26 protein-coding genes are annotated in these 25,977 nt (G+C 69.1%); 15 read left to right on the forward strand and 11 right to left on the reverse strand.

Annotated features, from left to right (window positions below):
* The first annotated feature begins 1 nt into the window (after position 1).
* Positions 2-214: an acyl-CoA carboxylase epsilon subunit gene (locus tag AB5I40_RS21830; protein WP_370940361.1), complete on the forward strand. Its 213-nt coding sequence runs from the start codon at positions 2-4 to the stop codon at positions 212-214.
* 69 nt (positions 215-283) lie between these two features.
* On the opposite strand, the gene AB5I40_RS21835 is transcribed toward AB5I40_RS21830, so the two are convergent.
* Together AB5I40_RS21835 and AB5I40_RS21840 are read right to left on the reverse strand one after the other, a co-directional pair.
* Complete coding sequence (locus AB5I40_RS21835; protein WP_370940362.1) at positions 284-688, reverse strand: hypothetical protein; 405 nt, start codon at positions 686-688, stop codon at positions 284-286.
* 12 nt (positions 689-700) lie between these two features.
* Positions 701-1,312, reverse strand: a complete 612-nt coding sequence (locus AB5I40_RS21840) for a TetR/AcrR family transcriptional regulator (RefSeq protein ID WP_370940363.1) — start codon at positions 1,310-1,312, stop codon at positions 701-703.
* Positions 1,313-1,385: 73 nt separating this feature from the next.
* On the opposite strand from AB5I40_RS21840, the gene AB5I40_RS21845 reads away from it, so the two are divergent.
* The gene (locus tag AB5I40_RS21845; protein WP_370940364.1) at positions 1,386-2,690 is read left to right on the forward strand and encodes an MFS transporter; all 1,305 of its coding nucleotides are present in this window, start codon (positions 1,386-1,388) and stop codon (positions 2,688-2,690) included.
* On the opposite strand, the gene AB5I40_RS21850 is transcribed toward AB5I40_RS21845, so the two are convergent.
* Positions 2,680-3,396, reverse strand: a complete 717-nt coding sequence (locus AB5I40_RS21850) for a tyrosine-protein phosphatase (RefSeq protein ID WP_370940365.1) — start codon at positions 3,394-3,396, stop codon at positions 2,680-2,682. The genes AB5I40_RS21845 and AB5I40_RS21850 overlap by 11 nt on opposite strands.
* 252 nt (positions 3,397-3,648) lie before the next feature.
* Here AB5I40_RS21850 and AB5I40_RS21855 point away from each other — a divergent pair, with 252 nt between their 5' ends.
* The 4 genes from AB5I40_RS21855 (at position 3,649) to AB5I40_RS21870 (ending at position 8,639) form a co-directional block, all read left to right on the forward strand.
* Positions 3,649-4,257 (forward strand): PadR family transcriptional regulator, encoded by a 609-nt coding sequence (locus AB5I40_RS21855; RefSeq protein ID WP_370940366.1) that lies wholly within the window; start codon positions 3,649-3,651, stop codon positions 4,255-4,257.
* Entirely contained in the window at positions 4,238-5,857 is a 1,620-nt protein-coding gene (locus AB5I40_RS21860) for a DHA2 family efflux MFS transporter permease subunit (protein ID WP_370940367.1), read from the forward strand. The genes AB5I40_RS21855 and AB5I40_RS21860 overlap by 20 nt, the downstream gene beginning before the upstream one ends.
* A 720-nt stretch (positions 5,858-6,577) precedes the next feature.
* Complete coding sequence (locus AB5I40_RS21865) at positions 6,578-7,189, forward strand: nucleoside triphosphate pyrophosphatase (RefSeq protein WP_370940368.1); 612 nt, start codon at positions 6,578-6,580, stop codon at positions 7,187-7,189.
* Between the two features lie 103 nt (positions 7,190-7,292).
* On the forward strand, positions 7,293-8,639 hold the full coding sequence (locus AB5I40_RS21870; protein ID WP_370940369.1) for a dicarboxylate/amino acid:cation symporter: 1,347 nt from the start codon (positions 7,293-7,295) through the stop codon (positions 8,637-8,639).
* 42 nt (positions 8,640-8,681) lie between these two features.
* Here the strand turns inward: AB5I40_RS21870 and AB5I40_RS21875 are convergent, their stop codons facing one another.
* Entirely contained in the window at positions 8,682-9,401 is a 720-nt protein-coding gene (locus AB5I40_RS21875; RefSeq protein ID WP_370940370.1) for a hypothetical protein, read from the reverse strand.
* 29 nt (positions 9,402-9,430) lie between these two features.
* Between AB5I40_RS21875 and AB5I40_RS21880 the strand changes: the two genes are divergently transcribed.
* From AB5I40_RS21880 to AB5I40_RS21900, 5 genes are all read left to right on the forward strand, one after another.
* Entirely contained in the window at positions 9,431-9,751 is a 321-nt protein-coding gene (locus AB5I40_RS21880; protein WP_106961290.1) for an SAV_915 family protein, read from the forward strand.
* A gap of 101 nt (positions 9,752-9,852) precedes the next feature.
* Positions 9,853-11,646, forward strand: a complete 1,794-nt coding sequence (locus AB5I40_RS21885; RefSeq protein ID WP_370940371.1) for a biotin carboxylase N-terminal domain-containing protein — start codon at positions 9,853-9,855, stop codon at positions 11,644-11,646.
* 54 nt (positions 11,647-11,700) lie between these two features.
* On the forward strand, positions 11,701-12,264 hold the full coding sequence (locus AB5I40_RS21890) for a DUF1707 domain-containing protein (protein WP_370940372.1): 564 nt from the start codon (positions 11,701-11,703) through the stop codon (positions 12,262-12,264).
* 8 nt (positions 12,265-12,272) lie between these two features.
* Positions 12,273-12,656: a DUF1707 domain-containing protein gene (locus AB5I40_RS21895; protein ID WP_370940373.1), complete on the forward strand. Its 384-nt coding sequence runs from the start codon at positions 12,273-12,275 to the stop codon at positions 12,654-12,656.
* Positions 12,641-13,897, forward strand: coding sequence for a sensor histidine kinase (locus AB5I40_RS21900; protein WP_370940374.1), 1,257 nt, complete (start codon positions 12,641-12,643; stop codon positions 13,895-13,897). The genes AB5I40_RS21895 and AB5I40_RS21900 overlap by 16 nt, the downstream gene beginning before the upstream one ends.
* Position 13,898: 1 nt before the next feature.
* On the opposite strand, the gene AB5I40_RS21905 is transcribed toward AB5I40_RS21900, so the two are convergent.
* Positions 13,899-15,353: a class I adenylate-forming enzyme family protein gene (locus tag AB5I40_RS21905; protein WP_370940375.1), complete on the reverse strand. Its 1,455-nt coding sequence runs from the start codon at positions 15,351-15,353 to the stop codon at positions 13,899-13,901.
* 149 nt (positions 15,354-15,502) lie between these two features.
* Here AB5I40_RS21905 and AB5I40_RS21910 point away from each other — a divergent pair, with 149 nt between their 5' ends.
* Complete coding sequence (locus AB5I40_RS21910) at positions 15,503-16,036, forward strand: GNAT family N-acetyltransferase (RefSeq protein ID WP_370940376.1); 534 nt, start codon at positions 15,503-15,505, stop codon at positions 16,034-16,036.
* 34 nt (positions 16,037-16,070) lie between these two features.
* Here the strand turns inward: AB5I40_RS21910 and AB5I40_RS21915 are convergent, their stop codons facing one another.
* Positions 16,071-17,840, reverse strand: coding sequence for a glycerol-3-phosphate dehydrogenase/oxidase (locus tag AB5I40_RS21915; RefSeq protein WP_370940377.1), 1,770 nt, complete (start codon positions 17,838-17,840; stop codon positions 16,071-16,073).
* A gap of 213 nt (positions 17,841-18,053) precedes the next feature.
* Between AB5I40_RS21915 and AB5I40_RS21920 the strand changes: the two genes are divergently transcribed.
* Positions 18,054-18,800, forward strand: a complete 747-nt coding sequence (locus AB5I40_RS21920) for an MIP/aquaporin family protein (protein ID WP_370940570.1) — start codon at positions 18,054-18,056, stop codon at positions 18,798-18,800.
* A 22-nt stretch (positions 18,801-18,822) separates the two neighbouring features.
* A complete protein-coding gene (glpK, locus tag AB5I40_RS21925) occupies positions 18,823-20,331 on the forward strand; it encodes a glycerol kinase GlpK (RefSeq protein ID WP_370940378.1) in 1,509 nt (502 codons plus the stop codon).
* A gap of 341 nt (positions 20,332-20,672) precedes the next feature.
* Here the strand turns inward: glpK and AB5I40_RS21930 are convergent, their stop codons facing one another.
* From AB5I40_RS21930 to AB5I40_RS21950, 5 genes are all read right to left on the reverse strand, one after another.
* Positions 20,673-21,470, reverse strand: a complete 798-nt coding sequence (locus AB5I40_RS21930) for a VOC family protein (RefSeq protein ID WP_370940379.1) — start codon at positions 21,468-21,470, stop codon at positions 20,673-20,675.
* Positions 21,471-21,564: 94 nt separating this feature from the next.
* Positions 21,565-22,149, reverse strand: coding sequence for a class F sortase (locus tag AB5I40_RS21935; RefSeq protein WP_370940571.1), 585 nt, complete (start codon positions 22,147-22,149; stop codon positions 21,565-21,567).
* Between the two features lie 58 nt (positions 22,150-22,207).
* The gene (locus AB5I40_RS21940) at positions 22,208-22,840 is read right to left on the reverse strand and encodes a hypothetical protein (protein ID WP_370940380.1); all 633 of its coding nucleotides are present in this window, start codon (positions 22,838-22,840) and stop codon (positions 22,208-22,210) included.
* Between the two features lie 197 nt (positions 22,841-23,037).
* Entirely contained in the window at positions 23,038-23,490 is a 453-nt protein-coding gene (locus tag AB5I40_RS21945; protein ID WP_370940381.1) for a hypothetical protein, read from the reverse strand.
* A 78-nt stretch (positions 23,491-23,568) separates the two neighbouring features.
* Positions 23,569-24,972 carry an NAD(P)H-quinone dehydrogenase gene (locus AB5I40_RS21950; RefSeq protein ID WP_370940382.1) on the reverse strand — a complete coding sequence of 468 codons (1,404 nt, stop codon included), beginning with the start codon at positions 24,970-24,972 and terminating at the stop codon, positions 23,569-23,571.
* 133 nt (positions 24,973-25,105) lie between these two features.
* On the opposite strand from AB5I40_RS21950, the gene AB5I40_RS21955 reads away from it, so the two are divergent.
* Entirely contained in the window at positions 25,106-25,558 is a 453-nt protein-coding gene (locus AB5I40_RS21955) for a gamma-glutamylcyclotransferase (RefSeq protein ID WP_370940383.1), read from the forward strand.
* Positions 25,559-25,977: the final 419 nt, after the last annotated feature.

A 25,977-nucleotide genomic window follows, 5' to 3' on the forward strand; every position in this document is an offset into this window, starting at 1 on the left:
GATGACGGACACTCCCCTGCTCCGCGTAGTCCGCGGCAACCCGGACGACGCCGAACTCGCCGCGCTCACCGCAGTGGTGGCCGCTGCTGCTTCGGCATCGCCGCCCGCTCCGGCACGGCGTCGTACGTCATGGTGGGGCGACCGGTCGGCCGCGCTGCACGCGCCTCTGGCCGCTGGTGACGGGGCCTGGCGCGCCTCGTCGTTGCCTCGCTGAAGTCCTCGTGAGTGTTGGCGCCGGTTCTCACCGGCACCGCCACTCACGACCGCCTACGCGGCTGGTGCGTCAACGTCCGCGCTGAGCCCAATCCGGAGCGTCCGCACCCGCGTGCGCCAACAGCTCCTCCCGGGTGATCGAACCGAGCGGGCCGACTCCGCGCAGCAACAGGTAGTCGCCCGCGTCGGCCTGGTCGTGCTCGATCTCGACGTCCTCGGCGTGGTAGCTGTCGGTCCAGACGATCCGGACCTGGCAGCCGCCGTTCTGGGTGAGCGCGTGCACCTGCTGGACGGTCGCGAGCCGCGCCATCGGTTCCGATTCCCAGCGCTGCTGCAGAAATCGCCAGCGCGAGGCCTGTTCGGCCGCCCGTAATCGTTGATCGAGCCCGCCCGCGCGGTCCCGGAAAATCCAGATAATCCCGGCCACGACCGCGGCGGCCACAGCCAGACCGATCAGCCACCAGACCGTTCCCATGTCTCCAGGAGCCTACTCGGGGCGATGCTCCCGGAGGTATCGCTCAACCAGGCCATCTGTGAACTCCGGCGGCACTGGTGCACCCGTGACCAGCACCCGGTAATGGATCGGCCCGACGAGCTGTTCGACCGCCGTGTCCAGGTCGGTGTCCGACGGCAGTTCGCCGCGGGCGACAGCGCGTTCGAGCGGAAGCCGGTCGCGCGCGTGCTGGCCGCGGATGTGGTCCTCGCGCAGCCGTCGCGCCAGATCCGGGTCGTGCTGCGCCTGGCCGAGCAGCGTGCGGAACACCGCACCGGCGTCGGCGGCAGTCAGGAAGGACGCGATCGCGGCGAGGTGCGCGCAGAGGTCCTTGCGGAGATCACCGGTGTCGGGCGGGGAGAGTTCCTCGACGAGGTCGTCGCCGAGGGCTTCGAGCAGAATGTCCACTTTGGACGGCCACCAGCGGTAGACGGTCTGCTTCCCGACCCCGGCCTTGGCCGCGATGCCCTCCATCGTGAGCCGGGCGAAACCGACCTCCACCAGCAGATCGTCGACCGCGTGCAAGACCGCTCGGCGCGCGTTCTCGCTGCGGCCGTACCGGTTCCCGTGATGCCGGCGCTCGCCGGGCTCAGTGACGTCGCCCACGTGCAGAAGTCTAGCCAAGACGCAACGTCTCGTCTAGCGTTGAGCGCACCAGCTCACTAGGGGGTTCTCAGTCATGTGTTCCGCGTGCGGGGTGCCGACGCACCAACCCGAAGCCGAGGCTGCCCCCGCGGCCCCGCGCAAATTCGCCGCGCTTTACAACAAGGATTGCCGTCCATACCTGATCGGCACCGGCCTCGCCATGATGGCCGACAACGTCGAGCACGTCATCACCTACTGGGTGCTGTGGGAGAAGTTCCAGTCGCCCGCGCTGACCGGGTTCGAGGTGATCAGCCACTGGGTGCCGTTCCTGCTGTTCTCGGTGTATTTCGGCGGACTGGCCGACCGGCACGACTGCCGCCGGATCATCCAGGCCGCGCAGGTGCTGTTCATGGCGGTGTCCGCGGCGTGGGGCGTGCTGATCCTCACCGACACCCTCGAGGTGTGGAGTGCCTGCGTACTGCTGATTTTGCACGGCTGCGCGGGCGCGATCTGGGGCCCGGGCGAACAGCTGATGCTGCACGATTTCGTCGGACCGGCCGAATTGCCGAGCGCGGTCCGGCTCAACGCGACCTTCCGCAGCCTGGGCATTCTCTTCGGCCCGGTCGTCGGCTCGGCCCTGCTGCTCGGACTCGGGCCGGTGGCGGGCATTTTCGTGAACGTCGCGTTCTACCTGCCGCTGACCATCTTCCTGTTCCGCACCAAGTTCACCGGCCACACGCGAGACGGCGGAATCATCCGCCGGCCACGGGTCGGACTGATGGATTCGGTGCGGGTACTGAAGGAAATCAGCGGTAACCCGACCATGGTCGGGATGATCATCCTCGCCGGGCTCGGCGCGTTCTTCGTCGGCGCTTCAATGCAGAGTTCGATGCCGATTTTCGCGCAGGACCTGGGCGCGGGCAGCGCCGGAACCGCGTACGGCGTGCTGCTGTTCGCCAACGGCGCGGGTGGCGTGATCGGCGGGATCCTGTTGGAGGCGACCGGAAAGATCAAACCGAACGTGCCCGCGGCGGTGATCAGCACGGCGATCTACGGGATCTCGAGCCTGTTCTTCGCGATGACCGCCAGCTACCCGATCGCGGTGGCACTGCTGGTGATCGGCGGGGTGGCGAACCTGGCGTCGATGTCGATTGGCCAGACCGTCGTGCAGCTGCTGGCGAAACCGGAGGAACGCGGCCGGGTGATCGGCGTGTACAGCGTGTCCGCGAACGGGCTTCGCGCGGGCAGCGGATTCACCGTGGGGCTGCTCGGTTCCGCCGTCGGGGTGCACTGGTCGCTGGGCCTCAGCGCGGCCGCGCTCACCGTCGGCACCGGGATCGCGGGCTGGTATTCGCTGGGCAGCCGCCGGGCACGGCAATTGCACCAGGTCACCGACTGAGCCGGTCCCGCAGGCGGTCTACCTCGTCCGCGGCCATTCCGGCGCGGACGAGGTATTCGGTGACGTCGAAGCCGTCGAGGGTCTTGATGACGGCTTCGCGGATGGTCGTTTGGCGGCGGGTCAAGGCTGCTTCGAGCAGCGCGGTTTGGTCTTCGACGCCTAGCGCCCGGTACAGCGGCAGGACGGCTTCGGTCGAGAGGGCGTAGTCGGCGGCGATGGCTTCCGGGTCGACGTCGGCCAGTGTCAGCAGGAGGAGCGAGACGAGGCCGGTGCGGTCCCGGCCGGAAGTGCAGTGGAAGAGCACTCCTCCTTCGGCTCGGGCCAGCGTTTTCAGGACGGTTGCGCAGCGTTCTGCTTTGCGGTCAAGGAAAACGCGGTAGTACAGCGGGGTTCCGTCAAGCTGCTCGTCGGCGATGTACTGCCAGAACTCGGTGTCTTCGATGTCGTCCAGCGGAACTTCGCAGCGGGTCATCCCGGGTGGCACGGTGACGGCGTAGGTGCTGATCTCGACGGGGTTGCGCAGGTCGACGATGGTGCGGAGGCCGGATTCGCGCGCGCTGGCCCAGCCCGCGTCAGTGACGAAGCGGAGGCTAGCGGAGCGGTAGAAGCGCGCGGATTCGGTGCTGGGACCGGATCGGGTCGGGAGCCCGCCGAGGTCTCGGGTGTTGAAGAAGCCTTCCCAGTCGACTGCCCGGTTCTCGCCCATGAGCCGATCTTGGCCCGGGTCGTCGGTCGCGGAAAGCCTTTCGGGGCCGCGAAAGGGCCGTCGAACAGGCGATCGTCGGTTTTTGTCGGTGGTCCTGGTTACGCTCTCCCCATCTTGCAACACCCATCACCGTCAGCCACGAGCTGCTCACCAGCGCAGATCACACTGGACCGCAGCTTGCTCCACACCGTATAGTCCACGTGGAATAACCCACTTGGTATCACTCGATTGGATCCCTGGAGGAACACCGTCATGGTCGCGGCCAAGCTCACGGCGCTGGGCGTCGCCGTGCTCGAGCTGCTGCACGAGCGGCCGATGCACCCGTACGAAATGGCCCAGCTGATGCGGGAACGGCATGTCGAAGCCCGCGTGAAGCTCAAGGCCGGTTCGCTCTATCACACGGTGGATCGCTTGCAGCGCAACGGTTTCGTCGACGTCGTCGAAACCCAGCGAGACGGCAGGCGGCCGGAGCGCACGGTGTACGCCATGACGGCCGCTGGCAAGGACGCCTTCCAGGAACGAGCCCGGCAAATGCTGGGCGACGTGGTGCCGGACTACAGCGACGTACTCAGCGGACTCGCCGTGATCGACGATCTGGGGCGCGACGTGGCGCTGCTCGAACTGGAGCACCGGATGACCGCGCTGCGCGCGGCCGTGGCCTCCGACGAGGTGCTCATCGACCGGCTGGAATCCGACGGCACCCCCGAAATCTATTGGCTCGACTTCCGCTACAGCGCGGCACAGCGGAAGTTCGAGCTCGCGTGGATCGAGCAGCTGTTCGCGGATCTCGACAGCGGCCGGATCCCTTTCCAGGACAAGAAACTCAAGCTCAAGGAAGACCATGAACGCAAGACCAGTTAACCCGTGGGCCGCGCTCAGCGCGCTCTGCATCGGGTTCTTCATGATCCTGCTGGACACCACGATCGTGTCCATCGCGGTGCCCGCCATGCTGCAGCACCTCGGAGCCGGGCTGAACTCGGTGGTGTGGGTGATCAGCGTCTATCTGCTCACCTACGCCGTGCCGATGCTGTTCACCAGCCGCCTCGGCGACCGCTTCGGCCCGAAGCGCGTCTTCGTCGCCGGGCTGGTCGTTTTCACCGCGTCGTCGCTGTGGTGCGGCCTGTCCGGCAACGTCGAGATGCTGATCGCCGCCCGTGCCGTGCAAGGCCTCGGCGCGGCGCTGATGACGCCGCAGACGCTGGCATTCATCAGCCACCTCTTCCCGCCCGCGAAGCGCGGCGCGGCGATGGGCGCGTGGGGCGGCGTAGCCGGCCTGGCCACGATCACCGGCCCGCTGCTGGGCGGCGTGCTGGTGCAGCACCTCGGCTGGGAGTGGATTTTCTACGTGAACGTGCCGATCGGCGTCGCCGCCATCGCACTCACGCTGTGGCTGGTGCCGGACTGGCAGCCGAAGCACTCGCACTCGTTTGATCTGCTCGGCATTCTGCTGTCCGCCGCCGGACTGTTCTGCATCGTGTTCGGCGTCCAAAATGGACAGCAGTACGACTGGGGCACCGTGTTTGGCGGCATCACAGTCTTCGAAATCATCGGTGCCGGAGTGGTGCTGCTGGTCGCCTTCGTACTGTGGCAGCACTACAACCGCCGCGAACCGCTGGTCCCGCTGGCGGTGTTCGCGAACCGCAACTTCTCCGCGGGCACCCTCACCGCGACCACCGTCGGTTTCACGATGACCGGCATGTTCCTGCCGCTGATCATCTACATCCAGACGGTGCTGGGCCTGTCCCCCACCATGGCCGGCCTGCTCACCGCCCCGATGTCGCTGCTGTCCGGCGTGATCGCCCCGTTCGTAGGCCGCGCCTCGGACCGGATCAACGGCAAATACCTGGTGATGGGCGGCCTCGCCCTGCTCGCCGCGGGCGTGGGCATCATCGCGCTGCAGGCCCGCCCGGACACCAGCCCGTGGGCACTGATCCCGGCCCTTCTGGTGTGCGGCCTAGGCGTCGGCTGCATCTTCTCCCCGATGAGCAACCTGACGATGGCGTCGGTAGAACCACGGCTCACCGGCACCGCATCGGGCATCTTCAACACCGCCCGCCAGGTAGGCGGGGTCCTGGGCAGCGCCGCGATCGGCGTGCTCCTGCAAGCACGGATCAGCGCTTCCATCACGAGCGAAGCCGCCACCGCCGCCCAGCAACTCCCAGAGCAATACCGCGTGCCTTTCACCGAAGGCATCGCCCACGCCGCCGCCTCCACCGGCGAATTCGGCTCCTCCGGCGGCCCCGCCCCGATCCCGGGTCTCCCGGCAGACCTCGCCGCCCAAGCGGGCCGCCTCGCCGGGGAGGTAGTCCACAATGGACTCACCGACGCCGCCCGTGCGACGCTGATCCTGCCGATCGTGGTGCTGGTACTGGGAGTCCTGTCCGCAGCCGCCCTGCGCCGGGTGACGCCCCGATCGCACACGCCAGCACCGGCCGTTCCTACTCCGGAACCGGCCCGATGAACGGCTGACCGTCCCTGCCCCGGCTGGCCAGACCCAGCCGGGGCAGGGACGGCAACAAGAGAGGGGCAACGCGAACAGGAGGCCATGCCGGGCGAGCCGAGCCCAGGCCCGAGCGCGCCCTGCATCACGCAGCAGCGGTGTCACGGTTGCGGCGCAACACAAAACCCGCCTGCGGCGATTGCCACGTACGCGGCCGCGAGGTCCCCGCTGCCCAGGGCCGCGAGGTCCCCCGCTGCCCAGCAACATCGCAGCCCGCCCCTCTCACCGCGCCGTTGCCCTCGTGCCGCGCCGCTGCCCTCGTCCCGCGCCGCTGCCCTCTCGCCGCGCCAGCCCCTCGCCTTCGCACCGCGCGCCGGAATCGCTCAGCTCGGAACGCTGGCGTCGGGGCTCGCCCCCGGATTCGCCCCACTGCGACATCTCCGCCCCGGCCACACCCCGTACCCCGCGCCACCGCGACACCGCCGCCCCCGAGCCACACCCCAAACCCCATCGCGACACCACCGCCCCCAGGCCACGCCCCAAACCCCACGCCACCGCGGCACCGCCGCCACCGAGCCACAACCAGAACCCGCGCCACCGCGACACCGCCGCCACCGAGCCACAACCCGAACCCCGCGCCACCGCGACATCTCCTCCCGGGCCACACCCCGCGCCACCGCGACACCGCCGCCTCCGGGCCACAACCCCGCACCCGGCCCAATCGAGGTAGCGTTCAAACCCGTGCGTCTAGTCCTCGCCTCCCAGTCCCCCGCCCGCCTCTCCGTGCTGCGCAGCGCCGGTCTCGACCCGGCTGTCGTCGTGTCCGGCGTCGACGAGGACGCCGTTGCCGCCGCGCTCACCGATCCCGCCCCGGCCGAACTCGTCACGGCGCTCGCCAAAGCCAAGGCCAACGCCGTCGTCGAGATGGTTTCCGAACCCGACGCCGTGATCGTCGCTTGCGATTCCATGCTTTCCATCGGCGGCGAGATGGTCGGCAAGCCCGCCAACGCCGAGGTCGCCAAGCAGCGCTGGGCGAAGATGGCCGGCAGCTCCGGCGTCCTGCTCACCGGGCACGCCGTCGTCCGGCTCGACGGCGGGCAGCGCACCAAGGAAGCCTCCGGCACGCGGTCCACCACCGTGCACTTCGCCAATCCCGGCCAGGCCGAGATCGACGCCTATGTCGCCACCGGCGAACCGCTGCACGTCGCGGGGGCGTTCACGCTCGACGCGCTCGGCGGGTGGTTCGTCGAGGGCGTCGAGGGCGACCCCTCCAGCGTGATCGGGATCAGCCTTCCGCTGCTGCGCCAGCTCCTCGCCGAGGTGGGCGTCAGCGTCACCGAGATGTGGAAATAGTTCACATACTGGGACGATGTGTCACTCGGACGAGTGATCAGGGAAAGTCGACGCCGGCCCGCACCCGGGCCAGCGGAAACTCTCGACCTCCCTGGGGTGGCACATGTCCTTCGTCAGGACGTACACCAAACCGCGCGTGTTCGCCGCGGCCGTGCTCGGTTCGCTTGTCGTGGGCGCCGGCCTCGGCGTGCTCGCGCGGACGACCGAAGCCGGCTGGCTGACCGACACCCTCGACCACATCGGCACGATCTTCACGACCCTGCTGCAGATCGCGGTCATCCCGCTGGTCTTCACCGCGATCGTGGTCGGCATCAACAGCCTCCGCGGCCTCGGCGGCGGCCGCACCGCCGCGCGGCTCGGCGGCAAGACCGTGCTGTGGTTCGCGATCACGTCGCTGATCGCCTCGCTGGTCGGGATCGCGATCGGCAAGCTGTTCAACCCCGGCTCCGGCGGGCTCGGCGAGGGCGTCGCGGCCACCGCGAAGAACGCCGACAAGGCCGCGAAGAGCATGAGCCACTGGGGTTCCTGGGACGCCTTCATCAAGGGCCTGCTGCCGGAGAACTTCTTCTCCGCTTTCGCTGAAGGCAGCACGCTCCAGGTGCTCTTCCTCGCCGTCGTGATCGGCGCCGCCGCCTACAGCCTCGGCGACAAGGCGAAGCCGTTCGTCGACTTCACCACCAGTGTCTTCGAAATCATCCAGCGCTACCTCGGCTGGATCGTGCGGCTCGCGCCCATCGGCATCATCGGCCTGATCGGCGCCGCGGTCTCCAACTACGGCGACGCGCTGTTCCGTCCGCTGCTGTCGACCACGCTCGCGGTGTACGTCGGCTGCCTGCTGATCCTGTTCGTGGTCTACCCGATCCTGCTGCAGTTCGTCGCGAAGGTGAGCCCGCTGACGTTCTTCGCCAAGGCGGGCACCGCGATCCAGTTCGCGTTCGCTTCGCAGTCGAGCTCGGCGACGCTGCCGCTGACCCGGCAGTCCGCGGTGAACCTCGGCGTCGACCCCGGATACGCCGCCTTCGCCACGCCGCTCGCCAGCGCGACCAAAATGGACGGTTGCGCCGCGGTGTTCCCGGCGATCGGCGCGATCTTCATCGCCAACCTCGCCGGGGTGCCGCTGAGCTTCGGGCAGTACGTCGGCATCGTGGTCGTCGCCGTGCTCGGCGCGCTCGCCACCGCGGGCACCACCGGCTGGCTGACCGCGCTCACCCTGACCACCGCGTTCATCGGCCTCGACGCCAAGCAGGTCGCGATCGGCATCGCGCTGATCTACTCGGTGAACCCGATCATGGACATGATGCGCACGGCCACGAATGTCGCGGGCCAGATCGTGGTCCCGACCATCGTCGCCCGCAGCGAGGGCCTGCTCGACGACGAGATCCTCAGCACGCAGACCGCTCGCCCGAACCACCGCGACGAGGGCGGCGCCGCCCGTCCCGCGACCGCCTGACGCCTCGTGAGTGTTGATCCCGGTTAGAACCGTGATCAGCACTCACGAGCTGCCGGAACACCGCCGCAGCTGGGATTTCTTCAGCTCGACGTCCGGCCAGCCCCGGAAATTCGACGGCGAGGTGACGGTGCTCGTGCAGCCCATCACCTCGCCGTCGAGCTCGTACACCTCCGCCACCACCGGAGCAGCCTGGCAGCGCGGCGAGCCGGACACCGCCTGCGGGCATTCGTGCCGGACGACGATCACGTCCGGACGGCCGTCCTGGCTCACGTCGTAGAGCGACAGCGAACCCGCGTCGGAGAAATACGGCTTGCCGTAGTCGCGCCACACCCCGCCGGACTCGGTGAGCAATTCGCCGTACGAGCCGCCTGGCGCGTCGCCGCGGATCAGGCACGCGGCGGTCGATCCGTCGACGCAGCGCAATGAAGTCGCGGTCAGCTTCGCGCCCAGGTTCGTGATCGCCAGTTCGAACGGCTGCTGCCCGACCTGGACCCGGCCCCCGCTTCCCGTGGCGTCGACCAGCAACACGACCGGGGTGCCGCCGACGCTCACCGCGGCCAACTGGCGGCACGGGCCGTTTCCGCAGGTAGAGGACGGTGCTTCGACCGGGGCCGCCGCGGGCTCGCGCGGTGCCATGGTGACCGCGCCGTCGGGCTTCGGGCGCAGCGCGACGACCACCACGAGCGCCGCCGCCGTCACCACCGCCGCGAGAACGGCGGTGAGCAGCGCGGATCGCGGGATGCGCTTCGGCCAAGTCCCCATATCCGAGACTGTAAGCGACCTTGCGCACCGTGTCCGTCTATGTTGTCGGAGTGACGAACCCCAATCTGCCCCCGGCCCTTTACCTGCCGACCGGCCCCACCGGCCCGACCACCGACGGCCAGACCGGAGCCAACGTCGAACTGCGCCGCACCCCGGACGGCCGCACCGCGCTGGTCGCGTTCACCGCGCTCGACCGGCTCGTCGACTGCTGCGGCGAGCACCAGCCGTGGATCCTGGTCAACACCGAGAATCTGGCCCTGGTGCACCAGGTCAACCCCTACGACGTCATCGTGCTGGACTCCGAACTACCGGCCGAACTCCGGCATCAGGCCCCGGCCGGACGGGTATAAACAGGACCGAACTGGGTGGTCCACCTCTCAATCCAGGCCCTGTCCTGGTCCGTAGACTCCCGGTTGACCAGCAGCGCGGCGACGGGCACGGGAGGTATGTGGTGAGCGAGCAGGACACCGCGAGCACAGGCGGTCCGGTGACCAAGATCCTGGTCGCGAACCGGGGCGAGATCGCGGTTCGCGTGATCCGGGCCGCGAAGGACGCGGGCTTGCAGAGCGTGGCCGTGTACGCCGACCCGGACCGCGACGCTCCGCACGTGCGCCTCGCCGACGAGGCGTTCGCCCTCGGCGGGAACACCGCGGCCGAGAGCTACCTCGCGATCGACAAGATCCTCGACGCCGCCAAGCGGGCCGGCGCCGACTCGGTCCACCCCGGCTACGGCTTCCTCTCCGAGAACGCCGAGTTCGCCCAGGCCGTCCTCGACGCGGGCCTGACCTGGATCGGGCCGAGCCCGCAGTCGATCCGCGACCTCGGCGACAAGGTGACCGCGCGGCACATCGCGATGCGCGCGGGCGCGCCGCTGGTGCCCGGCACCAAGGAGCCGGTGAAGGACGCCGACGAGATCATCGCGTTCGCCGACGAGCACGGCCTGCCGGTCGCGATCAAGGCGGCGTTCGGCGGCGGCGGCCGCGGCCTGAAGGTCGCCCGCACCCGCGAAGAAATCCCCGAACTGTTCGAGTCCGCGACGCGCGAGGCGGTGGCCGCGTTCGGCCGCGGCGAGTGCTTCGTGGAGCGCTACCTGGACAAGCCGCGGCACGTCGAGGCGCAGGTGCTGGCCGACCAGCACGGCAACGCGATCGTCGTCGGCACCCGCGACTGCTCGCTGCAGCGCCGCCACCAGAAGCTGGTGGAAGAGGCCCCCGCGCCGTACCTGTCCGACGACCAGCGCGCCCGGATCCACGAATCCGCCAAGGCCATCTGCAAGGAGGCCGGCTACTACGGCGCGGGCACCGTCGAGTACCTCGTCGCGGTCGACGGCACCATTTCCTTCCTTGAGGTGAACACCCGGCTGCAGGTCGAGCACCCGGTTTCGGAAGAGACCACCGGCATCGACCTGGTCCGCGAGATGTTCCGCATCGCGCGCGGCGAGAAGCTCCGGATCACCGAGGACCCCACGCCGCGCGGTCACTCGATCGAGTTCCGCATCAACGGCGAGGACGCGGGCCGCGGCTTTCTGCCCGCACCGGGCACGGTCACGAAGTTCGTGGCCCCGTCCGGTCCTGGCGTGCGCGTCGACTCCGGCGTCGAGTCCGGCAGCGTGATCGGCGGCCAGTTCGACTCGATGCTCGCCAAGCTCATCGTCACCGGTTCGGACCGGCAGAACGCGCTCGAGCGCAGCCGTCGTGCGCTGGCCGAGTTCGAGGTCGAGGGCATGGCCACGGTGCTGCCGTTCGACCGCGTGATCGTCGACGACCCCGCGTTCATCGGCGACGACAACGGCTTCAGCGTGCACACCCGCTGGATCGAGACCGAGTTCGACAACAAGATCGAGCCGTTCGTCGCGCCGGACGTCGAGGCCGAGGAAGAGGCGCCGCGGCAGAACGTCGTGGTCGAGGTCGGCGGACGCCGGCTCGAGGTTTCGCTGCCGGGCGGGTTCGCCCTCGAAGGCGGCGGCGCGCCCGCGGCGACGAAAGCCAAGCCGCGCAAGCGGGCCGGCGGCGCGAAGGCGGCGGTGAGTGGCGACGCGGTCACCGCGCCGATGCAGGGCACGATCGTGAAGATCGCGGTCGAGGAAGGCCAGCACGTCGAGGCGGGCGAGCTGATCGTGGTCCTCGAAGCGATGAAGATGGAGAACCCGGTAACCGCACACAAAGCGGGCACCGTCACCGGGCTTTCGGTCGAGATCGGCTCCGCGGTCACGCAGGGAACGCAACTCTTGGAGCTCAAGGACTGAAGTTGTGCTGAATGTCGTGGGTGCCGCGCGCTCGCGCGGCCTACCATCGACTACGTGACTGAGGTTCCGTCTCCGCAGCTGCGGATCAGCGACCAGGAGCGAGAGTCCGCGCTGAATGCGCTCGGTGAGCACATGAGCGCGGGGCGGATCGACATCGACGAGTTCGGCGAGCGTTCCGCCCGGATCACCGCGGCCAAGACCCGCGGCGAACTGGGCGAACTGTTCACCGACCTGCCGGTGCCGCATCCGGTGTTCGGCGCGGGCGCGACCGCCGCGCCAGAACCGCCCGCGGCGCCACCGCCGCCGATGCCCGTGCCGCAGCCCGCGGCGTCCGGCGAGGTGGCCGCGCGGCAGCCGGAGTGGTCGGCCGGGCAACGCGCCGTCGCCGCCTTGATTCCGCTGGTGTGGATCGCGGCGATCGCCTTGATCGCCACCGGCACCGCGGGCTGGCCGGTGATCTTCGCGCCGATCGCGCTCACCGCGGTCGGCCGCGCGCTCTGGGGCAAGGGTTTCGAGCACCACGACCATCACCACCGCCACGACCGGCACCGGGAACGCCGCGAGGAGTTCCGGGCGATGCGCGACGAACACCGGCGGCAGCGCCGTCTGGACCCCTGAGGCGAACCATGCCTGACCTGCGGTTGAGCGACGACGAACGGCAGGACGCGCTCGACGTCCTCTCCGAGCACGTCCGCACCGGACGCCTCGACATCGACGAGTACGGCAGCCGCTCGGCGAAGGTCACGTCGGCCAAGCTGGTGAGCGAACTGGTGCCGCTGTTCGACGACCTGCCCTCGCCGCGCCCGAGCGCGCTGCTGGCCACCGCCCGGCCGGTTTCGGCCGTGCCGCCCCCCGGAAACGGCAAGGTCGGGTCGTTCGTGATGCGGTATTCGGTGCCGCTTTCGATCGCACTGGCGGTCATCGTGCTCATCGTGACGCGCGGACGGCTACTGATCGTGTTCGCGCTGCCGTTGCTGCTGATCCTGCTCAGCGGATGGCGACGCCGCTGAGCACGCCGCGGTTCAGCCCGCTGATGGGGCTGCGGCCGGGCTCGGTCGACCCGAAGGCCGAGCGATGGGCGGGCCCGGTTTTCGCCGGGGTCGGGATTCTGGCGCTCGCCGTGTGCACCATCATCGCCGCAGGTCAGCCGCACGGCGATGCCGCGCAATGGCGCACCACGCTGCTTCTCGCCGCGGCGACCGGCCTGTGGCTGCTCGTGCTGATCCCGGTTTTCCCGCACCGCACGCGAAACCCTTGGCTGGCCATCGGATTCTTCGTCGTACTGCTGACCGGCGCGACCGTGCTCGCCGCCCGGCTGGACCCGTTCACCGCCTTCGCCTCGGTCGGTTACCCGATCGCGTTCGTGTTGTTCCCGACGCGGTGGAGCATCTTCGCCGCGGCTGCGACAGCGGTGGTTCCATTGCTGGCCAAGGGAATTTGGCAACCGTCGCCGCCGTGGATCACCGCGGTGTCGATCGTCGGACCGATCCTCTACGTGGCGTGGTTTGTCGGTGCGGAGAATGAGCAACGCCGTCGTACCAACGAAAAACTCGCGCAGTCGAACGCGCAACTGGAAACGGCGCTAACGGAGAACGCAGCGCTGCATGCACAACTGCTCACTCAAGCCCGCGAAGCAGGAGTGCTCGACGAGCGGCAGCGGATGGCTCGCGAAATCCACGATACCGTCGCCCAGGGGCTGACCGGCATCGTCACGCAACTGCAAGCCGCTGCCAAGGCCACCGAAGCCGCGGATCGGCAACGGCATCTCGACCATGTGCACACACTGGCGAAGGACAGTCTCACCGAGGCGCGCCGAGCCGTTCAGGCATTGCGCCCGGCGCCGTTGGCCGACTCGCACCTGCCGGAAGCGTTGGCAGGCTTGGCGAATCGAGTGTCCGACACTTCTAGCGCCAAGGTGACCACCGACGTCGAAGGCGACGCGCGACCGTTGCTGCCGGAGCTGGAGGTGGCGATGTACCGGGTGGCGCAGGAAGCCCTTGCCAACGCGGAAAAACACGCGCGCGCCAACCGGATCGGCATCACCCTGACCTACACCAGCGACCTGGTCATGCTCGACATCCGCGACGACGGCCGCGGTTTCGCCCCCGGCGACCGCGGCGACGGCACCGGCTTCGGGCTGGAAGCGATGCGCCAACGCGTACAGCGGGTCGCCGGTTCGCTGACCATCGAGTCCGCGCGAGGGGAAGGGACCGCCGTACACGCGGAGTTTCCGGCGATCCCTTCGCCTTAGGTCATTGACCGCCCGCAGTGCGCAACTGCCGCCGCAACACCTTGCCATTTCCGTTGCGCGGCAACGCTTCCAGCCACGTCACATCCTGCGGCACCTTGTACCACGACAGATGCTCACGAGTCAGCGCGACCAGCTCCGCGCCCAGATCGTCGTCTCCAGAACCCGACGTCGTGACCACATACGCGCGCAACGTCGTGTCCCCCGCCTCCCGCCGCACCGCGCTCACCGCCGCTTCGCGTACCTTCGGGTGACTTTCGAGAAGCCGTTCGACCTCACCGGGAACCACGTTCTGCCCGCCGATCACCTCGACGTCGTCCAGCCGTCCGTAAACGTGGATGACGCCCTGTGCGTCGATCGACCCGAGGTCGCCAGTCGACCACCAGACGTCGGTCACCTGATCCGGGCCGAGGCTGCCGCGAGCGACACCCCGCGTGGCGAACGGGACCAAAACCTGCAGTTCGCCCTGCACACTGGCCGCCACCTCCTGCCCGTCGACCACGACGCGCGCCGAACGTCCCTCGAAGGCCGGGCCGACAGCGGACGCATCGGCGTAGTTCGCCGGTTGGCCAGCGGCGTATCCGCCAGCTTCGGTGGAACCGTAAAGATTCATGAGCCGGTCGCCGAAGATCGGCACCAGCTTCTCGCGCAACCGCGCGGAAAGCACTTCGCCAGCACACATCGCGCCGCGCAACTGTCCGAGCGTCTCGGCGTGCCCCGGTTCCTGCAGCAGGCGCGCGTAGAAACTCGGCTGCGCGAAAAGCGTCGCGACGTTGTGGCGGCGGATCAACTCCAGCGCGGCGGCCGGGGTCGCGCGCGGCCGCGAAAGCACCGACGTCTGGCCGGTGCAGATCGTCGCCATCGCCGACGAGTACAGACCGCCAGCGAAATACATGCGCGACACCGAGAACGCGACCGTGCCGACGCCATCCGTGCGGAGCATCGACGGGTCGAAGTTGCTGTGGAGGTAGAAGCACAGCTTGGGCGCGCCGGTCGTCCCGGAGGTGAACATCGCGTGCGACGGATGGTCTCCGCCCGGCGCGAACTCCGTCTCCGGTTCCGCCTCCGCCAGCCGATCCGCGCCGGTGGTCGGGGCGAGACCGGCGTCGTCGAGCCAGCCCGCGGTTTCCGGGTCGGCGACGATCAACGCGGGTTCGGCGGTGCGGATGTCCCGGGTCAGATCGTCGTGGCTCATCTGGACATTCACCGGAATCGCGACGATTCCGGCCTGCCACGCGCCGAGCAGGCACCAAACCATTTCGATGCTGTCCGGAAGCGCGAGCAGAACACGGTCGCCATGGCGCAGCCCGGCGGCTCGGTAACCGCCCGCGACGCGTGCGGCCCCGGCGTAGACCTCGGCGAACGTCCAGGTCCGGTCGTCGGCGAGGAAAGCGGGAAGGTCGTCCCATCCGTGCAGACGGGAATGTTCGGCGGCAAACTGGGTCAGATTGTCCGGCATACCGGCAACGCTGCCAGCGTGATCATCACCGCGCGACGGCTTTTCCCTCGGCACTGCCCGAAACGGCAAGGATTTTTCACCCTGGCGCCCGCCCCGGTCGTGACGCGGCACGCAGCCGTTTTCCGGTTCCGGACGGTTAGGCTCGAGTTGTGGAACCCGTGGAGATCAACGCGGGCGCGTACTACCTGCGTCAGCTGCGCGCGGACCGGAAGCTCGACGACCGGCCCGCGCTGATGGAGGCGTTCGCGGACCCGCAGCATCGGCGATACGTACTGAATTACCGGCTGCGCACGCCCGACGAAGCCACCGAGTACGTCACCTTGCGCGCCGCCCAATGGGCGTGCGACGAACGCTGCTCATGGGCCGTGGCCGAACCGGCGACCGGCCGCCTGCTCGGCGAGGTCGGACTGCGCGATCTGGACCTCGACTTCGGCACGGCCGAGGCATCGGTGTGGACGCATCCGGCCGAACGAGGCAAAGGCATTGCGGCAGTAGGGCTTTCGGCCGCGATCCAGTTCGGGTTCGCGCGGCTGGGGTTGCATGAGATCGCTTACCGGCACGACGAAAGCAACACCGCGTCCGAGGTCGTCGCGCGGCGGGCCGGATTCAGCCGGGTGGGGCCGGAGGATCGGCCGTCGCCCAGCGGGGAGACGCTCATCCGCTGGATCCTCAAGCCCTCGTGAGTGCCGGGTCTCGCCCGGCACTCACGAGGTCCGCTCAGCTGACCGGTTCGATCAACCCGGCCCGAGCCTCCGGAGCCGCCGCCCGCAGCGCGTCCGCCGACTCGTCCGTCGGCTGCAGCTGCGAATCCCGCTCCGCCTCGACCCGCGCCCGGTAGACCTCCACCTCGCGCTTCGTCTCGTCCTCCGACCAGCCCAGCACACTGCCGACCAGCTGGGCGACCTGCTCGGCGCAGTCGACACCGCGGTGGGCGTACTCGATCGAGATCCGCGTGCGCCGCGCGAGGACGTCCTCCAGGTGCAGCGCGCCCTCGTGGCTCGCCGCGTACACGACCTCCACGCCGAGGTAATCCGGCGCGGACTCGATCGGCTTGAGCAGCTCCGGCCGGTCCGCCGCGAGCGCCAGCACCTCGTGCACCAGCGAGCCGTAGCGGTCGAGCAGGTGCCGCACGCGGTACGGGTGCAGCCCGTGCTCGGCGGCCAGGTGGTCGGCCTGGTTGACCAGCGCGTGGTAACCGTCCGCGCCGATCAGCGGGACCTTGTCGGTGATGGACGACGGCGGGCGGCCCGGCAGGTCGACCACCGCGGCGTCGACGGCGTCGGCCGCCATCACCCGGTACGTCGTGTACTTGCCGCCGGCGATCGCGACCAGGCCCGGCGCGACGCGCGCGACCGCGTGTTCGCGCGACAGCTTCGACGTCTCTTCGCTCTCGCCGGCCAGCAGCGGCCGCAGACCCGCGTACACGCCTTCGATGTCGTCGTGCGTGAGCGGCGTCGCGAGCACCGAGTTCACGTGTTCGAGCAGGTAGTCGATGTCGTGCTTGGTGGCCGCCGGGTGGGCGAGGTCGAGGTTCCAGTCCGTGTCGGTGGTGCCGACGATCCAGTGGTTGCGCCACGGGATCACGAACAGCACCGACTTCTCGGTGCGCAGGATCATTCCCGACTCGGACACGATCCGGTCGCGCGGAACCACGATGTGCACGCCCTTGCTGGCGCGCACGCGGAACCGGCCGCGGCCGCCGGACAGCCGCTGCAGTTCGTCGGTCCACACGCCGGTGCAGTTGACCACCGCGCCGGCGTGGATCTCGGTCTCGCGGCCGTCCTCGACGTCGCGCACGCGCACGCCGGAAATCCGGTCCGCCTCGCGCAGGAAGCCGACGACCTGGGTGGAGGTCCGGACCACCGCGCCGTAATGCGCGGCGGTGCGCGCGACGGTCATCGTGTGCCGGGCGTCGTCCGACTGCGCGTCGTAATACCGGATGCCGCCGATCAGCGCGGACCGCTTGAGCGCGGGGACCATTCGGAGGGCACCCGCGCGGGTGAGATGTTTCTGGCCGGGCACCGACCGGGCGCCGCCCATCGTGTCGTACATCAGCAAGCCGGCGGCGGTGTACGGGCGTTCCCAGATCCGGTGCGTCAGCGGATACAGGAAGCTCACCGGCTTCACCAGGTGCGGCGCGATCTTCGTCAGCATCAGCTCGCGCTCGTGCAGCGCTTCGCGCACCAGGCCGAACTCGAGCTGCTCGAGATAGCGCAGGCCGCCGTGGAAGAGCTTGCTGGACCGGCTCGACGTGCCGGACGCCAGGTCGCGGGCTTCGACGAGAGCCACCCGCAGGCCGCGGGTCGCCGCGTCGAGCGCCGTGCCCGCGCCGACGACGCCGCCGCCGATCACGACCAGGTCGAAGGTCTCGTCGCCGAAGCGCCGCCAGGATTCCTCCCGGCCCGCCGGACCCAGCTGGGCCGGCTCGCTGCCGTTGCGCGGATTCGTCACCACTCGTTCCTCCTCGTGCTCCACCTTCCCCAGCATCGCACGCTTGCGTGATCGTCTGCTGACCCCGAGGTGACACGTGTGGCGGAACCCATGACGATCATGGTCACATTGCTTCGCCCGGCTTATGGATTGCGCGCGTACGCGGCGGTAACGTGCCGCGGACTGGGGTCGGCGACGGGGCTGTGGCCGGACGTGTTCGGCCCTGCACAGACTGTCCAGTGTGGAGGTGCGGAAAGCGTGAGCGTGAGTCTGAGTCCGGGCGCGATCATCGTCTGGGAACTGCTGGGCACGGCAGTGCTCCTGTTGCTGGGCAACGGCGTGGTGGCCAACGTCGTGCTGCGCAAGAACAACGGCTTCCAAGCCGGAACGCTGTTCATCACTTTCGGATGGGGCTTCGCGGTGTTCGCGGGGGCCAGCATCGCCGCGCCGACCGGCGCGCACCTCAACCCGGCGGTCACGCTGGGGCTCGCCATTTCGGGCAAAGTCTCGTGGACGGTCGTGCCGTATTACCTGATCGGGGAAATGCTCGGCGCGATTCTCGGCGCCGTGCTGTGCTGGCTGACGTACAAGCTCCAGTTCGACGACCACCCGAACCCCGAGGAGACGCTCGGCATCTTCTCCACCGCCCCGCAGATCCGGAACAAGGCGTGGAACCTGGTGACCGAGATCATCGGCACCTTCGTGCTGGTCGGCTGGATCCTGTTCACCCCGGTCTTCAAGACCGCCGCGTCCGGGCCGGACTTCGGCAACTCAGCGCTCGGCTACGCCGGGGTGTCGTTCGTCGTGCTGGTGATCGGCATCTCGCTCGGCGGGCCGACCGGCTACGCCATCAACCCCGCCCGCGACCTCGGCCCGAGGCTCGCGTACGCGTTCCTGCTGCCGATCAAGGGCAAGCGCGACCCCGACTGGGGCTACTCGTGGGTGCCGGTCCTCGGGCCGCTCGTCGGCGCGGCGCTGGCCGCGGTGGTGTGGCTCGCCGTCCACAACTTGACCTGATCCCCTTTCCTGGAGGAAATCCATGACTTCCTACGTGGCCGCGATCGACCAGGGCACCACGTCGACGCGTTGCATGATCTTCGACCACTCCGGCCGTGTCGTCGCGGTCGACCAGCGCGAGCACGAGCAGATCTTCCCGAAGGCGGGCTGGGTCGAGCACAACGCCGAGGAGATCTGGGAAAACACCCGCGCGGTCGCGGCGGGCGCGCTCGCCAAGGCCGACCTGCGCCCGACCGACATCGCCGCGGTGGGCATCACGAACCAGCGCGAGACGGCGCTCGTGTGGGACCGCAACACCGGGAAGCCGGTGTACAACGCGATTGTCTGGCAGGACACCCGCACCGACAAGATCGCCGCTGAGCTCGGAGCGCTCGGCGGCGGGCAGGAGCGCTACCGCTCGAAGACCGGTCTCCCGCTCGCGACGTATTTCTCCGGCCCGAAGATCAAGTGGATCCTCGACAACGTCGAGGGCGCGCGGGCCAGGGCCGAGGCAGGCGACCTGGTGTTCGGCAACATGGACACCTGGGTGCTGTGGAACATGACCGGCGGCACCGACGGCGGCGTGCACGTGACCGACCCGACGAACGCGTCGCGCACGCTGCTGATGGACCTCGACACCCTGAAGTGGGACGAGGACATCGCGGCGGAGATGGGGATTCCGCTGTCGATGCTGCCGGAGATCCGGTCGTCGTCGGAGGTGTACGGCAAGGTCCGCCCGCGCGGGGCGCTGGCCGAGGTGCCGATCGCCGGCATCCTGGGCGACCAGCAGGCGGCGACGTTCGGCCAGGCGTGCCTTTCGCCGGGCGAGGCCAAGAACACTTACGGCACCGGCAACTTCGTGCTGCTGAACACCGGCACGGAGAAGGTGCTGTCGGAGAACGGCCTGCTGACGACGGTCTGCTACAAGATCGGCTCGAACGACACGGTGTACGCGCTGGAGGGTTCGGTCGCGGTCACCGGTTCGCTCGTGCAGTGGCTGCGGGACAACCTGGGGTTGATTTCGTCGGCGGCCCAGATCGAGGAATTCGCCCGAACGGTCGACGACAACGGCGGCGCGTACTTCGTGCCGGCGTTCTCGGGCCTGTTCGCCCCGTACTGGCGCTCCGACGCCCGCGGCGCGATCGTCGGCCTGACCCGGTTCGTGAACAAGGGCCACATCTCGCGGGCGGTGCTGGAGGCGACGGCGTTCCAGTCGCGCGAGGTGATCGACGCGATGAACGCCGACTCGGGTGTCCCGCTGAAGTCGCTGAAGGTCGACGGCGGGATGGTCGTGAACGAGCTGCTGATGCAGTTCCAGGCGGACATCCTCGGGGTGCCAGTGATCCGTCCGGTGGTGAACGAGACGACCGCACTGGGTGCTGCGTACGCGGCCGGGCTGGCGGTGGGGTTCTGGGAGTCGGAGGACGACATCCGGACCAACTGGGCGAAGGACAAGCAGTGGGACCCGTCGATGGACGAATCGCGGCGGGAGAAGGAGTACCGGAACTGGAAGAAGGCGGTCACGAAGACGTTCGACTGGGTGGAGGACTGATCCTTCCAGTGGGGTTGGCTGGCTGCGCGGCATTGGCCGCGTCGCCGGGCCTCGTTTGAGCGATCGCTGGCTGCGCGGCATTGACCGCGTCGCCGGGCCTCGTTTGAGCGATCGCTGGCTGCGCGGCATTGACCGCGTCGCCGGGCCTCGTTTGAGCGATCGCTGGCTGGCGAGTTGCTGGGCGGTCGGTCGCACGACCGCCGCGATGGCGTGCGGCTTGGCTGGCTGAATGGCCGTGAGGGGAACCCTGAGGGAATCTGATTGCCTCAGGGTTCCCCTCACGTACTTCTGGCGCGGCTCGACCCGGCACCGGCTCGGCCCAGGTCAGCCCAGCTTCAGCATCATCCCCACCCGTCCTGGGTACCGGACTGGGCGTTCGGCGCCATCAACGAAAATCCCGCCCCCTGGTCATCCACCGCGACCACCAGCCGTCCATGGGGCGTGTCCACCGGCGGGTTCACCACTGTCCCGCCCAGCTCGGTGACCCTCGCCGCCGATGCGTCCGCGTCCGCGGTCCAGAAATAAGTCACCCACCCAGGCTGCGCCGGGCTGTCCGCGGACAGCTCGCCAAGGCCGCCAACGGGCCGACCGTCCACGTCCAACGTCGCATAGGTGAACCCAGGCCCGGACATGTCGCCGAACCCGTACCCGAACACATCGCCATAAAACTGCTTAGCCGCGGCGAAATCCCGCGTCATGCATTCGTTCCACGCGGGCGCGCCCGGAGTCAGAGTGGCCTGCGTTCCCGAATGCCGACCGGGCTGCCACAGGCCGAACGTCGCACCGGTCGGGTCGGTTGCGATGGCCATCCTGCCCTCGGTCAGGACGTCCATCGGCGGGGCGATGACCTGGCCGCCCGCCTCGGCGACGGCGGCCACTGTTTTGTCTACATCGGACACTGACAGGTACGTCGTCCACATCGGCGGCATCCCGGCCTGCTCCGGCGGGATCTGGCCGATGCCCGCCACCGGTTTTCCGGCTATCTGCGCCATTCCGTAAAAACCGGTCTCCGGGCCGCCGGATTCGACTGTCCAGCCCAGCAAACCCTCGTAAAACGTGACCGCCTTGTCGCGGTCCGGCACCATCAGGTCGCCCCAGCACGGTGTGCCCGCGGGCCACGGTTCTGTCCTGGTGATCATGCGCGCCTCCCAGACTTGTGCCAACCGCCACAGTGTCGCACCGGGGACCGACAAAATCGGGGGCGTCTTCTTCAATGCCCGGGCAATCGCCCGATCAGTGCGAGCCGTTCACCAGGTGGGCGTACACGATGATGTTGTCCACATAGCTGTGCTCGGCCCGGTCGAACGCACCGCCACAGGTGATCAGGCGCAGTTGCGGGTCCGAAGTGTCCCCGTAGACCGCGTCGCTCGGGAAGACGTCTTTGGGCACCTGGTCCACTTTGGTCACCTCGAAGTGTGCGGTGGAGCCGTCGCGGCGGGCGATGTCTACGTCGTCTCCCGGCTTCATTTCCTTGAGCCGGTAGAAGATCCCTTTGTGCTTGTTTCCGTCCACGTGTCCGAGCACCACCGCGGGGCCGACCTCGCCGGGCGTCGGGCCGTTTTCGTACCAACCGGCCTGCAACGGCGTGCTGACCGGCGGGACCTGCACCGAATTGTCGGGATTGAGGCCGAGCGGCACCAGGCTGGAATGCGCGTCGATGCTCGGGATGTCCAGCGACACCGGCTCCGATTTCGGCATCGCGGCCGACGAAGCGGACGGACCGCTGGAAGCGGGTGCCGCGGTCGTCGAGCCGACCGAGCATCCGGACACCAGCGCGACGAGCGCGACGGCCGACGCGGCGATTGTCTTCCTGATCATCATTCCCCCGATCCGGCCAGGCCTGGCCGCGAAAACGCAGCCAGGCCCAGGAGACTAGTCAGCCACGCTGGCGACGACGCGCCACCACAAGCCCGGTGCCGCCGAGTGCGAGCACGCCCATCGCGCCGGCCGCGATCGGCAGGCCCAGGTTCGACTGGCTGTCCACGACCGGACCGTCCGTGCCGCCGGTCTGCGGGGCGCCCGACGGGACCTTGCTGACCTGCTTGGGCGCGGGAGTGGGCGTCGGCTTCGGCGCGGGTTTCGCGCCCAGCACGGTGAACTTCGTGCTGAGATCCGCGCTGCCGCAGGAGAACGCCACTTTGTACACACCGGGCTTCACGCCGGTGCGAACGGTCGCGGCGCCCTGCGAGATCGGAGCCTTCGACGGGTCGTTCTGCGGGCCGACCGGGTGCAGCTTGCCGAACTGCAGCGCCGCCGAGTTCAGGTTCTTGATTTCCGAGGCCTCGCAGCCGATGCGCACCGTGACGCGGTCCCCGGCGTGGCCCGACGACGGCAGCACGCGGATGAACGCCTTCGGGACACCCGCGTTGTCGTCCGTCGGCTCCTCCGTGGCAGGAGCGGAAGACGGAGCAGCGGTGGTGCTCGTAGTGGGCGCTTCGGCGGCGAAAGCCGGTGCGGCCGAAAGCATTCCGGCGGCGACCAGGGCGGAGAAAACAACGGTACGCTTCATGACACTCCCCTTGATGAAAAATGCGATTCCCGCCGCATGCGACAGCGGCGAATCCGCGCCCTGCCAGCAGTTCCCCCTGCGGCCCGGGCGTTTTCGTTCCGACAACAACCAAGACGTCTCCACCCGCCGCGGGGTTGCCCCGGGAACGAAAAAACCGCCGGAAACAATTTTCCGGCGGTTTTGGCAAGCATGGACGATTAACTGGCGAGGCTTCCGTCGCCCGCTTTCGCCGCGCCCTGAGGCACCCGGGACACCTGCGCGGCCGGCACGGTGAACGTCGCGTTGTACTGCTTCCCGTCGCACGTGACGGTGAGCGGATAGCTGCCGGGTTTGGTGCCAGGCACCAGCTTCGCGTGCGCGCTCATCGTGGCCTTCACCCCGACCATCTCGCCGTAGAAGTACTGCGAGAACGCGAGCGCGGGCGAGCTGAACGTCGCCGTACCGGCCTTGGCGCCCGGGCAGTAGGCGAGCGCCAGGTTCGGGTCCGAGCCGCGCTGGTAGGCGTTCACCTGGCCGTGCAGCACCGCGGTGTCCTGGTTCAGCTGCACGGTCACCGGATCAGGGGCCGGCCCGTCCGCCGCTACCGCCGGGACCGCTGTCCCGGCCAGTCCGATCGCCGCCGCCACCGCGAAAATCGCGCTCTTGCGCACCCTCGTTCCTTCCCCGTGCCACACGTCTTCACCCCGCAAGACGCGGTGTGCGGCACGGGGTTGCCCGGAGGAGAAAAATCAGTCCAGATCGTCGTGCCGCATGAGCTGACGGCCCGCTTCGGTGATCGATCCGGACAGCGACGGGTACACCGAGAACGTCAGCGCGAGGTGGTCCACCGTCAGCTGGTTCTGCACGGCCAGCGCGATCGGCAGGATCAGCTCGCTCGCCGACGGCGCGACCACCACGCCGCCGACCACCACGCCGGTGGCGGGGCGGCAGAACAGCTTCACGAAACCGCGGCGCAGGCCTTCCATCTTCGCGCGCGCGTTGGTGGCCAGCGGCAGCATGATCGTGCGCGCGGGAACCTCGCCGGAGTCGATCGCCTGCTGGCTGATGCCGACGGTCGCGATCTCCGGGTGGGTGAAGACGTTCGCCGCGACGGTCTTGAGCTTGATCGGCGCGACGCCCTCGCCCAGCGCGTGCCACATCGCGATGCGGCCCTGCATGCTCGCCACGGACGCGAGCATCAGCACGCCGGTGCAGTCGCCCGCCGCGTAGACGCCGGGGACGCTCGTGCGCGACACCCGGTCCACCGCGATGAAGCCGCCGGGGCCGGGTTCGATGCCGACGCGGTCGAGGCCGATGTCGGCGGTGTTCGGGATGGACCCGACGGTCATCAGCGCGTGGCTTGCCTCGATCACGCGACCGTCGGCCAGGTGAACTTCGACGCCCTTCTCGGTGCGCTCGACGCGTTCCGCACGGGCCTGCTTGGCCACCGTGGTGCCGCGCTGCGTGAAGACCTCTTCGAGCACCGCGGCGGCGTCGGCGTCCTCGTGCGGCAGCACGCGGTCGCGGCTGGACACGACGGTGACCTTCACGCCCATCTCGGTGTACGCGGAGGCGAACTCGGCACCGGTGACGCCGGATCCGATCACCGCGAGGTGCTCGGGCAGCTCAGTGAGGTCGTACAGCTGCCGCCAGTCCAGGATCCGCTCACCGTCCGGCACCGCGCCGGGCAGCACGCGCGGGGTCGCGCCGGTGGCGATCAGCACGACGTCGGCGGACAGCGATTCCACCTTCCCGTCGGCGTGCGTGACTTCCACCGTGTGGGTGGCCAAACCCGGCTCGTCGTCGGCGAAGCGGGCCTCGGCGGTGATCACGCGCACGCCTTCACGCTGCACGCGGGCGCGGATGTCGGCCGACTGCGCGAGCGCGAGGCCTTTCACTCGTCCGTGGACGGTCGGCAGGTCGACGGTGGTGTCCGCCATGTCGGTGTTGATGCCGAGCTCGCCGAGGTCGTGCATCTTCGCGAGCGCGCCGGACGACGCGATGAACGTCTTCGAGGGCACGCAGTCGTAGAGGACACAGGCGCCGCCCAGGCCGTCCCGCTCGACGATCGTCACGTCGGCGCCGTGCTGCGCCGCGACCAAGGCGGCTTCGTAGCCCGCCGGGCCGCCACCCATGATCACGATCCTGGTCACCTGGGTCCTCCTATGTCACACGTGCTTGGCGGTGGTCCTGACCCTACGCGGCGAACCTGACCGGCAGGCGAAGTGCCCGGGACACGGCATGTGCATCCGGATATGCGAAGGAAGGGTCGCTAGGCTGTGCCGCGTGCCGTTGTATGCCGCTTACGGATCCAACATGGAGCCCGCCCAGATGCTGGAGCGCGCCCCGCACTCGCCCATGGCGGGCACCGGCTGGCTGGAAGGCTGGCGGCTGACCTTCGGCGGCGAGGACATCGGGTGGGAAGGCGCGCTGGCCACCATCGTCGAGGACCCGTCGTCTCGGGTGTTCGTGGTGATCTACGACGTGACCGCGCTCGATGAGGAACGCCTCGACCGCTGGGAAGGCGGCGAGCTGGGGATGCACACGAAGATCCGGCTGCGGGTGCAGACCATGGACGGGTCGGTGCTGGCCTGGCTGTACGTCCTGGACGCCTACGAGGGCGGGCTGCCCTCGGCGCGGTATCTCGGGGTGCTCGCGGACGCCGCGGAGGCGGCCGGGGCTCCGGTGGACTACGTGGACGATCTGCGCACCCGGCCGTGCACCGGGATCAGCGGCTGACGCTTCCCGCCTGCTCGGCCCTCGCCCGACGCTGCCCCGCCCGCTCGGCCCTCGCCTAACCCCGCCCGGCCGACCCTCGGCTGCCCTGCCCTCAGCCGTCCCCGAGCGCCCGCGCCCCATCCGTCAGCCGTTCGAAGGACGAACCAACCCGGCTGCCCCGACCTTGCTCCCGTCGCCCTGGAACGCTCGTTTCCGGAGTCATCCACACCCGCCCTAGCAGAGGGCCGGAAGTTGTCCCCAGCAGCACCGCCCTGTGGATAACTCTGCGTCTCCGGACTATCCACAGCCGGGCCGGACAGCCGCCCAATACCACACGGCAGAGGCTCACCCACACGGGCATCGAGCACCTCAGCGCGCAGGAAAAACAGCAGCGCGTGATCGAAAATGACGGCAGAAATCAGGTCAGCGCAGCGCCGCCG

The organism is Amycolatopsis sp. cg13 (assembly GCF_041346965.1).
Classification (GTDB): Bacteria; Actinomycetota; Actinomycetes; order Mycobacteriales; family Pseudonocardiaceae; genus Amycolatopsis.